The sequence below is a fragment of the Phenylobacterium sp. LjRoot219 genome, from assembly GCF_964252995.1.
Lineage (GTDB): Bacteria > Pseudomonadota > Alphaproteobacteria > Caulobacterales > Caulobacteraceae > Phenylobacterium.
In genome coordinates, this window is sequence record NZ_CAXUQI020000001.1 from 2,031,291 (window position 1) to 2,043,487 (window position 12,197).

The following is a 12,197-nucleotide window of genomic DNA, read 5'->3' on the forward strand; positions in this document are numbered from 1 at the left end:
CGTGAGCGGCGCGCTCGCCGACACGTCGCTCTAGCAGCGCCCGGCCAGCACCTGCAGCACCGCTTCAGCGGCGGCCTCGTCCGGGTCGGCCCCGCCGCGGCCCATCTTGTCGAGGGCCGCGTACTGCGCCCGCACCTGAGCGCGGCGCAGGGTGTCGTCGTCCAGCCGCCGGGCGAGCTCGGCGGCCAGGTCCGGCCCGTTGCAGTCATCCTGGATCAGCTCGGGGGCCACGGCGGCGTCGGCGGCGATGTTGAACAGGGTGACGAAGCGCGTGCGGACCAGATGCTTCAGCAGGGCGTAGGTCACCGGGCCGATGCGGTAGGCCACCACCATCGGCACCCCGGCGATCGCCAACTGGGTGGTGACCGTGCCCGAGCAGGCGAGCGCGACGGTCGCCGCCTTCATCGCGTCCAGCTTGGCGGCTTCGCCCTCGACCACATGGGCCCGCAGGCTCCAGCCGGCGACCTGGGCCTTGACCATGTCGGCGACGGTCGGCGCGGCCGGGATGACCACATGCAGGCCGGGACGCTCGGCCTTCAGGCGCGCGACGGCGTCCGCGAACACCGGCAGCACCAGCTTGATCTCCGCCGGCCGGCTGCCGGGCAGCACCAGCAGGATCGGTTCGTCGGGCGCAGCGCCGATCTCGGCCCGCAGCCGCTCAGGCCGGGCGTCGGAGAAGTCGAGCGATAGGGCGGAGTTGCCGACGAAGGTCACCGGCAGCCCTTCGGCCTCGAAATAGGGAGCGTCGAAAGCGTGGATCGACAGCAGGTGGTCGACGCTCTGCGCCAGAGTTTTCGCCCGTCCCGGCCGGGTCGCCCAGACCTGCGGCCCAACATACTTGATCAGCGGCAGCGCCGGATCGAGCCGCCGTAGCTGCTGCGCGACGCGCAGGGTGAAGCCCCAGGAATCGATCAGCACGGCGACGTCCGGCTTCTCGCGGGCGGCCAGCGCGACGGTCTGTTTCACCCGCCGGACGACCTTCGGATAGGCCATCAGGCCTTCCAGCAGCCCGAGCACGGACAGTTCCGCAATGTCGAACGGGCTTTCGACGCCTTCCGCCGCCATTTGGGCTCCGCCGACGCCGACGAAGCGGACGCCCTCCCCCAGCCGGCGCTTCAGCGCCCGGGCCAGGCCCGCGCCGCGCTCGTCGCCCGAGGCTTCGGCGGCGACCAGCATGACGGTGAGCGGACGGCCACTCATCGCCGGGTCGGATCCACGCCGAGGATGAAGAGGCCGAGTTCGTCGGCCAGCGCCACCGCTTCGTCCCGGTCGAGCACGAGCAGCCGGCCCGCCTCGCCGACCACGCCTGCAAGGCCGGCCGCCGCAGCGCCGCGCACGGTGGCGACGCCGATGGTCGGCAGGTCGACCCGGGTCTCCTGGATCGGCTTCGGCGCCTTGGCGAGCACCCCGCGCCGGTCGCTGGCGTGGCCGCGCAGCGGCGCCGCCAGGGTCGCCACCCGCTCCAGCATGGCATCGGTCCCCTCCTGGGCCTCCACCGCCAGCACCAGGCCGTCGCAGACGACCGCGCCCTGACCGATGTCGAGCCGGCCGATGGCGCGCGCCACGTTCAGCGCGTGCTCGGCGTCGGCCAGTTGGTCCGGCGTCGGCGCGTGGCGGCCGAGCGGGCCGGCCGGCAGGCTGAGCTCGCGCATCACCCCGTCGGCGCCTTCCACGGCGAAGCCATCCTTCTCGAACTCGCCGACCAGGAACCGCAGCAGCGCGTCGTCGCCCCTGCGCGCTGCGGCGATCACCCCGGGCAGCGCGGCGATCCCGCGGAGGTCAGGGACCAGCTGAGAGAAATCCGGACGCGTGACAATGCCGGCGAGACACACGGCCTGGCAGCCGGCGCGCTTCATCGCCTTGATGCACTTGCCGAGCTCGGCGATGCCGATGTCGGCCCCGTCGAATTCGGAGAGGCTCGGTCCAGCAAAGCCCTTGAGCCGGACGATGAACAGCGGCCGCCCGACGCGCCGGCAATGCTCCGCGATCTCGAGGGGCAGACTGCCGCCCCCGGCGATCAGACCGAGCTTGTTCATCAGATCTCGCGTTCGGGCAGGCAGAGCGGCCGGTTGGCGTCGGCGCGGATGAAGTCGATGATCTCCATCACCTCCGGCGACGAGGCGTAGGTCTCGATCGTGTCGGCGAGACGCTCCTGGAAGGTGCCCTCGTCGGCGAACAGCAGCCGGTAGGCGGCGCGCAGGGTGTTGATGCTCTCGCGGCTGAAGCCGCGACGCTTCAGGCCGACCAGGTTCAGGCCCTCGAGGTGGGCGTGGTTGCCCCACACCGAGCCGTAGGGGATGACGTCCTTCACCACGGCCGCCAATCCGCCGATCATCGCGTGACGGCCGACCCGGGTGAACTGGTGAACGGCCGCCAGGCCGCCGACGATCACATAGTCGCCGATCAGGCAGTGGCCGCCGAGCGTCGCCTGCTTGGTCAGGATCACATGGTCGCCGACGTCGCAGTCGTGCCCGACGTGGCTCTCGATCATGTAGAAGCCGTTCGAGCCGACACGGGTCACGCCGCCGCCGCGCTTCGTGCCGATGTTCATCGTCACGTGTTCGCGGATGACGTTGTTGTCGCCAATCACCAGCTCGGTGTCTTCGCCGGCGTAGGCGGTGTGCTGCGGCGGGCCGCCGAGCACGGCGAATGCGTGCACCGTGTTGCCGGCGCCGAGCCGGGTGCGGCCCTCGATCACCACGTGCGAGGTGAGCTTGGTGCCGGCTCCGAGCCGGGCATGTTCGCCGATCACGCAGAACGGACCGACGCTGACCCCGTCCGCCAGCTCCGCGCCCTTGGCGACGATCGCCGACGGATGGACCTCAGTGCTCACCGGATCAGGTCTCCACCACCATCGCCGCGAAGTCCGCCTCGGCGGCGACCTTGTCGCCGACCAGGGCCCGGCCGCGGAACTTGAACACGTCGCCGCGGGCGCGCAGCACCTCGACCGGCATGCGAATGACGTCGCCCGGCCGCACCGGACTGCGGAAGCGGCAGTTGTCGACGCTCATGAAGAAGATAGTCTTGCCGCGGGTGTCGACTTCCAGCGACTTGGACATCAGCACCGCGCCGGTCTGGGCCATGGCCTCGACGATCAGCACCCCGGGCATCACCGGATACCCCGGGAAATGGCCCTGGAAGAACGGCTCGTTGGCGGTCACGCATTTGACGCCCACGATCGACTGGTGCGGGCGGTACTCCTCGGCGCGATCCACCAGCAAGAACGGATAACGGTGCGGAATTCGCGCCAGGATCTCGATGATGTCGATCTCGGCGGCCCCCTCGCCTGCCGGCGACTTCGAGTTCATTCACTTCCCCCTTCGCGGCGGGCGGCGTGCTTCATCAGCCACGCCGTCTCCCGCATCCACTGTCTGATCGGCCGGGCCGGGAGACCGCCCCAGGTCTCGCCGGCCGGCACGTTATGCATCAACCCGGCGGCGGCGGCGATCCGCGCGCCCGCGCCAATGGTCACATGGTCGGCGATGCCCACGCCGCCGCCGAACTGGACGCCGTCGCCGACCGTCACGCTTCCAGCGATGCCGCTCTGCGCCGCCATCACGCAGTTCCGTCCGAGTCGGACGTTGTGGGCGATCTGCACCATGTTGTCGATCTTGGTGTTTTCGCCGATCACCGTGTCGTCGTAGGCCCCGCGGTCGACGCAGCTGTTCGCGCCGACCGTCACCGCGTCCTGAATGATCACCCGGCCGAGCTGCGGGATGTCGGTCAGCCCGCTAGGTCCGGCGGCGGCGCCGAAGCCCGCCTCGCCGATCACGGCGCCGGCCAGGATCTTCACCCGGTCGCCCAGCAGCGCGAAGCCGATGGTGACGTTGGCCGAAATCTGGCAGTTGCGGCCGATCGCCACTCCCGGCCCGATCACCGTGTTGGCGCCGATCTCGGTGCCGGCGCCGATCTGCACGCCGGGGCCCAGCGCCACGCCGGGACCCAGGCGCACGCCCGGCTCCAGCCTGACGTCGGGCGCGATCGCCTTGTCGCCGAACCAGCGCGCGCGGTGCAGCCGAAGCGCCGCCAGGGCGTAGGCGCCCTGCGGCGTCGGGGTCACCAGGGCGACGCACCCGGCCGGCAACGCGGCGGCTTCCTTCGCGGTGACGAAGCAGGCCGCCGCCTTGCTGTCAGCCAGGCCTTCGGCGCGCCGCCGGTCGATCAGGAAGCTGACGCTGTCGGGGCCGGCCCGGCTGAGGATCGCCACCGAGCGGATCGTCCGCTCGGCCGCGTTCGGGTCGCTCAGCGCCGCCCCGGTGAGCTCGGCGAGCTCCCGGAGCGGAACCGGTCCCAGGTCTTCAAAGAATCGCGGATCGGGCATGGTGTGGCTCGCTACGCCGATCCGCTGGGCTTACTTGCGGCCGGCCGGGGTCTGGGTGACCGGCGGCGCGCCCGCTTGCGGTTGATCCAGGCGCGTACGGTCGAAGGTGAACTGGGTCAGCTTGCCATTCAACGCGGTCGTCACGCTGGTCGTCAGGTCCATCTGCGGATTGACCATCACCACGGCGCTGCGATCGATCACGATCGCGCACTTCTGCGCCTGGGCGGCGTTGGCGATCAGCGGCCGCATCTCGTTGATGACCCGGCCGACAGCCTGTTGCTGCGTGGCCTGCATCTCGCGGTCGCGCAGCGCCGCCTTGCGCTCGAGCGCCGTCTGCCGGCCCTGCAGCGCGTTGACGCGCTGTTCGAAAGCGTTCTGGTCGAGCGTCGCGCGCTGGCCCTGCAGGGTCTTCGCCTCGTTCTCGATGCCGGTCTTCTCGGCGGTCAGTTCGCCTTGAATCTGCTGGCCGATCTGCTGCAGGCGGCTCTCGACGTACTTGCCGACGGTCGACCCCGCCAGCACGCCGTCGATCGACAGCGCGCAAACCCCGGCGACAGGCGCCCCATAGGTGATGGCGGGCTCGGCGGTCTGGGCCAGGGCGGCGGAGCCGGAAGCGAGCACCGCGACGGCGGCGCAGGCGGCGAGCGCCAGTTGCTTGGTGGTCATGGGGTTTAGAACCTGGTCCCTGTTGAGAAACGGAAAAGTTCCGTCTTGTCGTAGTCCTCTTTGGCCAAGACGTGACTGAAGTCGAAACGAATCGGCCCCATCGGCGAACGCCAGAAGACGCTAAGACCGGCCGACGCGCGAAGTGCATAGTTGTCGCGGATATCGTACCGGCCGCTGTCTGGATTGGTTGGATCGATCAGTTCGCCGTTCTTGCCCGTCACGTCGGAGTCCAGTCCGCCGAGCGTACCAAAGTCCGAGAACAGCGCCGCCTTGATCCCGTACTGCTCCGGCAGGAAGGTCGGCACCGTCAGCTCGATCGAGCCGATGGCGTAAGCCTTGCCGCCCAGCGCCTCGTCCTGCTGGAAGCTGCCGCTGGTGGTGCCCCGGATGGTGACGTCGCGCGGACCGATGCCGGCGGTCTCGAAGCCGCGGAAGCTGTTGCCGCCCTTGAAGAAGAGATCGTTGATCCGGACGCTGTCCCCGCCCCAGCCTTCGACGTAGCCGGCCGAGCCGATCGCGCTGAGGATGAAGCTCTTGCTGAAGCCCCGGTACCAGCCGGTCTCCGCCTCGGTGCGGATGTACTGCACGTCCCCGCCGAGACCGGCGAAGTCCTGGTTGAACTGCAGGTAGAAGCCGCGCGTCGGGTTGATCGGGTCGTTCCGGCGATCCAGCCGATAGCCGTAGCCGACCAGGGAGGTCAGGAAGCTGCCGCGCTGGGTGCAGATCGACGAGATATAGACCGACGGATCGCAGTACTCGGTTCCGAGCGTCACATCGTCGTTGCGCAGCGTGTAGATCAGCGACCCACGGGAATCGAGGCTGAGCGGGAAGTTCAGCCGGAAGTTGGTCCCGATGGTCTCGGTCTTGTACGGCGCCGAGAACTCGGTGAGGTCGTACTTGTAGTAGTAGGCGTCCACGCCGGCGGCGAGGTCGCGGCCGAGGAACCGCGGCTCGGTGAAGCCGAGGTCGACCTGTTGGCGGACCGAACCCAGCGACAGCCGCGCCCGCACGTCCTGGCCACGGCCACGGAAGTTCCGCTGGGTGACGCCGAGGTCGATGACCAGTTGGTCGACCGACGAATAGCCGGCGCTGAACGAGAACTCGCCGGTCGGCTGCTCGGTGACCTTCACCTGCAGATTGGTGCGGTCCGGCGCCGACCCGGGCGTCTCGGTGATCTCGACGTCCTTGAAGTAGCCGAGCGCGCGGATCTGGTTCTTCGACCGGTCGACGAGCGCGCGGTTGTAGGGGTCGCCTTCGACCAGGTTCATCTCGCGCCGGATGACGTAGTCCAGCGTCTGGCTGTTACCGACGACGTCGATGCGGTCGACGTAGACGCGCGGACCTTCCTTCACCTCGAAGGTGACGTCGATCGTGCCGGCCTCGCGGTTCGGCGTGTAGCGCGGACGCACGTCGACGAAGGCGAACCCGGCCGCGCCGGCGGCGAAGGTCAGGGCGTCGGTCGCCTGCTCGATCTTCTGGTCCTCGTAGACCTGCCCCGTGTGGAACGGGATCAGCGCCTTCAGGACGTTCGGATCCAGCTTCTTCAGCTCGGTGTCGATGGTCACCTTGCCGAACTTGAATTCGCGGCCCTCGTCGAGGGTGTAGGTGACGGCGAAGCCGTTCTTGTCCGGCGCAAATTCGGCGACCGCCGAGGAGACGCGGAAGTCGTAATAGCCGCGGTTGCGATAGAACTTGCGCAGCTGCTCGCGGTCGTACTCCAGCCGATCCGGATCGTAGTTGGCGTTGCTGGAGAAGAACTTGTACCAGCGCGACTGCTCGGTGACGACGACGTCACGCAGATCGTTGTCCGAGTAGGCCTTGTTGCCCAGGAAGTTGACGCGAAGGATGCCGCTCTTCGGGCCTTCGTCGATCTTGAAGATCAGGTCGACGCGCTTCTGCGGCAGCTGGACGATCTGCGGCGTGACGTTGGCCGAGATCCGGCCCGACCGGCGATAGAGCTCGACGATGCGGGCGACGTCGGTCTGCACCTTCGATTTAGTGAAGATGCCGCGCGGGCGAACACTCACCTCGTCGCGCAGCTTGTCTTCCTTCATGCTCTTATTGCCCTCGAAGAGCACCCGATTGATGATCGGGTTCTCCTCGACGGTGATGACCAGCGTGCCGTCGGCCTGCAGGTCGATCTTCACGTCGGCGAACAGGTCGGTGCGGAACAGCGTCTTCAGCGCCAGGTCGATCCGCGCCGGGTCGATCGTCTCGCCCACCTGGATCGGCAGGTAGGAGACCACCGTCGCCGGCTCGATCCGCTCGTTCCCGCGGACGTCGATACGCCGCACCACGCCCTCGCGGGCTGGCGCCGCGATCGGCGCCTGCGCCTGGGCGGGCGCTTCGGTCGCGGGAGCCGCCGCCGTCGGCGGAGCTTCCGCCTCCTGGGCCAGCGCAGAGAGCGGCGCGGTCAGGGCGGTCGTCCCCAGAAGAAGGGCAAGACCGGAGGAGAGCGCAGCGCTGTGGGCGCGGTGTCTGAGCATCGAATCAGCCGTTTCGGAAATGTCGGTCGCTAGGAGAATAGCGCGCCGAAGAATTTGAACACGTTCAGGCGCTGCAGATCGTTCCAGGTCGCGAACAACATCAATCCAAGCACCAGCGCAAGCCCCACCCGGTACCCTGCCGCTTGAACCTTGGCAGTAAGAGGGCGCCTCGCGACCGCTTCATAGGCGTAGAACACGAGGTGGCCCCCATCGAGCACCGGAACCGGCAACAGGTTCAGGAAACCGATGCCCACCGAGATGCTGGCGACCAGCTCCAGCGTCGTGACGCCCCAGTTCAGCAGAAGGGTCGAGAGATTCGGCGAGACCTCGACGGTCTTTTTGGCGATGTCGCCGGAAAGCTGCGCCATCCCGAGCGGGCCCGACAGCTGCTCGGCGGTCTCCCGCCCGGTGATCAGCCGGCCCAGATAATGGACCGTCATGGTGATCCGCTCCCAGGTGCGGGCGACGCCCTCCCCGAGCGCGGCGACCGGGCCGTAGCGCCGCATTTCGAAGTCCTGCGGCCGGGGCCGGGACTCCAGGCCCAGGGTGCCGAGGCGCTGCACGTGGCCAAGCTGGTCGATGCTCTCGGCCCGCACCGGCGTGGCGGTGATCGGCACTTCACGGCCGGCGCGCTTGACGACGAACTGCGTCGGCGTGTCCGAGCGCAGCATGACGATCATCCGCAACTCGGTGAAACTGTCGATCTCCTTGCCCGCGGCGCGCACGACCACGTCGCCGGGCAGGAAGCCGGCGCGTTCGGCCGGGCTGCCGGCGCGGACCCCGTCGACCCGGGCCGGCGCGACGGGGTCGCCAAGCGTCATGAGCAGCGCGGCGAAGATCACGATCGCCAGCAGGAAATTGGCCACGGGGCCGGCGGCGACGACGATCGCCCGCTGCCACAGCGGCTTGAAATGGAAGTAGCGGTCGAGCGCGCCGGCGCCCTCCCGCGCGACAATGTCGCGGCGCAGCTCGGCGAGATCGTCCTGGTCAGGCAGGCTGGCGGCGTTGTCGTCGCCGGCGAACTTCACGTAGCCGCCCAGCGGGATCCAGCCGATCCGCCATTCCACCCCGGCCTTGTCGCGCCAGGAGCAGATCGCCCGGCCGAAGCCGATCGAGAAGCGATCCACCGCGGTGCCGAAGGCCCTCGCGGCCAGGAAGTGGCCGAGCTCGTGCACCGTCACCACCACGCCCAGGATGATGACGATGGGCACGATGTAGAGCAGCAGGTCGTCGAGGAAGCCGAACATGGGGGCTACTCCGTCTGCCTCACGCAGAGGCCATAAGACCGTTCGCGACCTCTTCCGCCACGCGACGGGCCGTCGCATCCGCGGCCCGGGCGCTTTCGAGCACGTCGCCTTCGTCGCGACGCCCCCATCCCTCGACACTCATCCGCTCGAGAGTTTCGGCGACCACCCGGGCGATGTCCAGGAAGCCGATCCGGCGCTGAAGGAAGGCCGCCACCGCGACCTCGTCGGCGGCGTTCATCACCGCCGGCGCCGCGCCGCCCGCCTCGAGCGCCGCCTTGGCGATCGCCAGCGCCGGGAAGCGGACCGGGTCGGGGGTCTCGAACGTCAGCTGGCCGATCCGCGCCAGGTCGAGGCGCTCGGCCGGCCAGGACAGCCGGTCGGGCCAGGCGTAGGCGCAGGCGATCGGCGTGCGCATGTCCGGCGGGCCGAGTTGCGCCAGGGTCGAGCCGTCGGCGTACTCCACCAGGCTGTGGACGATCGATTGCGGGTGGATCAGGACGTCGACGCGTTCAGGCGGCATGGCGAACAGGTAGGCGGCCTCGATCACCTCGAGGCCCTTGTTCATCATGGTCGCGGAATCGACCGAAATCTTCGCGCCCATGCTCCAGTTGGGATGGGCCAGCGCCTGCTCCGGCGTCGCCGCCGCCATCTGTTCGCGCGACCAGCTGCGGAACGGCCCGCCGGACGCCGTCAGGATCAGCCGGCTGACCTGGGCGGCGTTCTGCGGCTCGAACACCTGGAAGATCGCCGAGTGCTCGGAATCGACCGGGATCACCGCCCCGCCCGCGCGCTTCGCGGTCCGCAGCAGCTCGGGACCGGCGCAGATCAGGCTTTCCTTGTTGGCGAGCGCGATCACCGCGCCGGTGCGCGCGGCCGCCAGGGTCGGGGCCAGCCCGGCGAACCCGACGATCGCCGACATCACCCACTGCGCCTCGCGCGTCGCCGCCTCGGTCACCGCGGCCGGGCCTGCGGCGGTCGCGATCCCGCTGCCGGCGAGAAGCTCGCGCAGCCGCGGCAGGGCCCCCTCGTCCTCGATCACCGCGATTTCGGGCCGCCAGCGCAGCGCCTGCTCGGCCAGCTTGTCGGCGTTGCGGCCGGCGACCAGGGCCACGACCTCGACCGGCGCGCCAGCCTGCGCGAACAGATCGAGCGTCGAGACCCCGACGGAGCCCGTCGAGCCCAGGACTGTGACCTTACGCGGCAGGTTCAATGACCCCATCCCCACTGGTTGGCGAGACGCGCGAGCGCCATCACCACGACGGCGAACATCAAACCATCCACCCGGTCCAGAAGGCCGCCGTGGCCGGGAATCAGATCGCCGGAATCTTTAACGCCGAACCGCCGCTTCAGGGCCGACTCCCAGAGGTCGCCGGCCATGGTGGCCAGGCCGACCGCGACCCCGATCAGCGCGGCGGCCCACAGATTCAGCGAGAACGCCGGCATCACGGCGCGCGGCAGGTCGATGTTCAGGGCCGACGGCGCGGCGATCAGCACGCCCATCAGGCTGGCGCATACCAGCCCGCCGAAGAAGCCTGACCAGGTCTTGTTGGGCGAGAACCGCGGCCACAGCTTCGGCCCCTTCAGGGCGCTGCCGATCGCAAAGGCCCCGATGTCGGCCGACCAGGTGACCAGGAACAGCATCAGGGTCCACCACTGGCCCTGGTTGGTCATCCGCAGCCAGACCAGGCAGATCGCCGCCGGCGCCAGGTAGATCACCCCGAAGGCCGCGTCGGCGGGCCGCTCAGCGACCCCGCGGGCGACCAGGGCGGCGGCCGCGGCGCCGACGACCATGGCGATCCACGCCCAGAGCGGGTGCTGCAGATGCGTCAGGAACAGCGCCGCCAGCACGGCTGCGGTGACCGCCGCAGCGACCCGCAGCGGCGAGCGCGGCGCGCTCATCCCGCCCCACTCGATCCCCAGCAGCGCCACGCCGATCGAGATCAGCAGCAGGTACAGCCAGCTCGCCTCGATCATGATCGCGGCGACGACCGCGGGAACGAGCACCAGGGCCGAGGCGACGCGCAGGCCCAGGTTGGTCCAGTCGAAGCGTCTAGCCTGCGGCAAGGACGTCATCGGGCAGCACCGCGCCATAGCGGCGTTCGCGCCCGGCGAAGGCCTGAAGCGCAGCTTTGAGATGCTCGGGGCCGTAGTCCGGCCAGAGCACGTCCTGGAAGACGAACTCGGCGTAGGCGGATTCCCAGAGCAGGAAATTGGACAGGCGCTGCTCGCCCGACGGGCGGATCACCACGTCCGGCGGCGGCGACTCAGCGGTCGCCAGGCGGCTGGAGAACAGCGCCGTATCGAGATCCTCCGGCCGGGCTCGACCGGCCGCGACCTCCTCGGCGAACCGGCGGGCGGCCTCGACGATGTCGGCCTGGCCGCCGTAGTTGAACGCGATGTTGAGAGCGAAGCGGTCGTTCTTCGCCGTGCGCGCCTGGGCGTCCTCGATGATCCGCACCAGGTCCGGCGACAGCCCCTCTCGCTGGCCGAGCACCCTCACCCGCACGCCGTCGCGCTCGAGCCGGACGATGTCGCTTTCGAAGTAGCGCTTGGGCAGCGCCATCAGTTCGGAGACTTCGGCGGCGGGTCGGCTCCAGTTCTCGGTCGAGAAGCCGAAGACGGTCAGCCAGCCGATGTTCAGGTCCGGCGCGGCGGCGACCGTGCGCTTCAGCGCCTCGACGCCGGCGCGGTGGCCGAGCGTGCGCGGAAGGCCGCGCTGCTTCGCCCAGCGGCCGTTGCCGTCCATGACGATCGCCACGTGCAACGGGCGCGGGGAGCCCGCGGCCCGGCCCGACAAGCCAGAGGCTGGGACGCCCGCGGACGGATTTTCGTTTTGGGCGGCCATGAGCGTGGAGGTTCCCTACGGGCGCAACGGCGCTCGCTAGACGTGCATGATCTCTTGTTCTTTGGTTTTCAAGGCTTCGTCGACGCGCTTGATCGCTTCGTCGGTGAGCTTCTGAACCTCGGTCTCCATCCGCTTGTGCTCGTCCTGGCTGATGGCCCCGTCCTTCTCGGCCTTCTTCAGGTCGTCGTTGGCGTCGCGGCGGATGTTGCGGACGGCCACGCGCTGCTGCTCGGCGTACTTGCTGGCGATCTTGGCGATCTCCTTGCGACGCTCTTCGGTCAGCGCCGGGATCGGGATGCGCAGGTTCTGGCCGTCGACCACCGGATTGAGGCCCAGGCCGGAATTGCGAATCGCCTTTTCGACCGAGACGACCAGCCCGCGATCCCAGACGCTGACCGAAATCATCCGCGCTTCCGGGACGTTGATCGCGCCGACCTGGTTGATCGGCACGCTCGAGCCGTAGGCGTCGACGTGCACCTGATCGAGCAGGTTGGCCGAGGCGCGTCCGGTGCGCAGGGAGGCGAACTCCTCCTTCAGCGCGATGACGGCCTTGTCCATGCGGTCCTTGTACCTCGAAAGCACGGGCTTCTCGGCGGTGGCCATGGGACTTCTCCCTTATCTCGTTCTGCGTT

General features: G+C 69.2%; 12 protein-coding genes. All 12 read right to left on the reverse strand.

The window, feature by feature from the left end; translation table 11 throughout:
- Positions 1-30: 30 nt before the first annotated feature.
- The 12 genes from lpxB to frr are packed head-to-tail and all read right to left on the reverse strand — an operon-like array spanning position 31 to position 12,168.
- The gene (gene lpxB, locus ACSQ14_RS09980; protein WP_436012217.1) at positions 31-1,200 is read right to left on the reverse strand and encodes a lipid-A-disaccharide synthase; all 1,170 of its coding nucleotides are present in this window, start codon (positions 1,198-1,200) and stop codon (positions 31-33) included.
- Positions 1,197-2,036, reverse strand: coding sequence for a UDP-2,3-diacylglucosamine diphosphatase (gene lpxI / locus ACSQ14_RS09985; protein WP_436012219.1), 840 nt, complete (start codon positions 2,034-2,036; stop codon positions 1,197-1,199). Before lpxI ends, lpxB begins: the two co-directional genes overlap by 4 nt.
- Positions 2,036-2,833 (reverse strand): acyl-ACP--UDP-N-acetylglucosamine O-acyltransferase, encoded by a 798-nt coding sequence (gene lpxA / locus ACSQ14_RS09990; protein ID WP_436012221.1) that lies wholly within the window; start codon positions 2,831-2,833, stop codon positions 2,036-2,038. Before lpxA ends, lpxI begins: the two co-directional genes overlap by 1 nt.
- A 4-nt stretch (positions 2,834-2,837) precedes the next feature.
- Positions 2,838-3,308, reverse strand: coding sequence for a 3-hydroxyacyl-ACP dehydratase FabZ (fabZ, locus tag ACSQ14_RS09995; protein ID WP_436012223.1), 471 nt, complete (start codon positions 3,306-3,308; stop codon positions 2,838-2,840).
- Positions 3,305-4,321, reverse strand: coding sequence for a UDP-3-O-(3-hydroxymyristoyl)glucosamine N-acyltransferase (lpxD, locus tag ACSQ14_RS10000; RefSeq protein WP_436012225.1), 1,017 nt, complete (start codon positions 4,319-4,321; stop codon positions 3,305-3,307). Before lpxD ends, fabZ begins: the two co-directional genes overlap by 4 nt.
- A 30-nt stretch (positions 4,322-4,351) precedes the next feature.
- The gene (locus ACSQ14_RS10005; RefSeq protein WP_436012227.1) at positions 4,352-4,987 is read right to left on the reverse strand and encodes an OmpH family outer membrane protein; all 636 of its coding nucleotides are present in this window, start codon (positions 4,985-4,987) and stop codon (positions 4,352-4,354) included.
- A 5-nt stretch (positions 4,988-4,992) separates the two neighbouring features.
- Positions 4,993-7,473, reverse strand: a complete 2,481-nt coding sequence (bamA, locus tag ACSQ14_RS10010) for an outer membrane protein assembly factor BamA (protein WP_436012229.1) — start codon at positions 7,471-7,473, stop codon at positions 4,993-4,995.
- A gap of 29 nt (positions 7,474-7,502) precedes the next feature.
- Entirely contained in the window at positions 7,503-8,720 is a 1,218-nt protein-coding gene (locus ACSQ14_RS10015) for a M50 family metallopeptidase (RefSeq protein ID WP_436012231.1), read from the reverse strand.
- A 19-nt stretch (positions 8,721-8,739) separates the two neighbouring features.
- Positions 8,740-9,939 (reverse strand): 1-deoxy-D-xylulose-5-phosphate reductoisomerase, encoded by a 1,200-nt coding sequence (locus tag ACSQ14_RS10020; protein WP_436012233.1) that lies wholly within the window; start codon positions 9,937-9,939, stop codon positions 8,740-8,742.
- Positions 9,927-10,793, reverse strand: a complete 867-nt coding sequence (locus tag ACSQ14_RS10025; protein ID WP_436012235.1) for a phosphatidate cytidylyltransferase — start codon at positions 10,791-10,793, stop codon at positions 9,927-9,929. The genes ACSQ14_RS10020 and ACSQ14_RS10025 overlap by 13 nt, the downstream gene beginning before the upstream one ends.
- Positions 10,771-11,565, reverse strand: coding sequence for a polyprenyl diphosphate synthase (gene uppS, locus ACSQ14_RS10030; protein WP_436012237.1), 795 nt, complete (start codon positions 11,563-11,565; stop codon positions 10,771-10,773). Before uppS ends, ACSQ14_RS10025 begins: the two co-directional genes overlap by 23 nt.
- Positions 11,566-11,601: 36 nt before the next feature.
- Positions 11,602-12,168 carry a ribosome recycling factor gene (gene frr / locus ACSQ14_RS10035; RefSeq protein WP_436012239.1) on the reverse strand — a complete coding sequence of 189 codons (567 nt, stop codon included), beginning with the start codon at positions 12,166-12,168 and terminating at the stop codon, positions 11,602-11,604.
- Positions 12,169-12,197 lie beyond the last annotated feature (29 nt).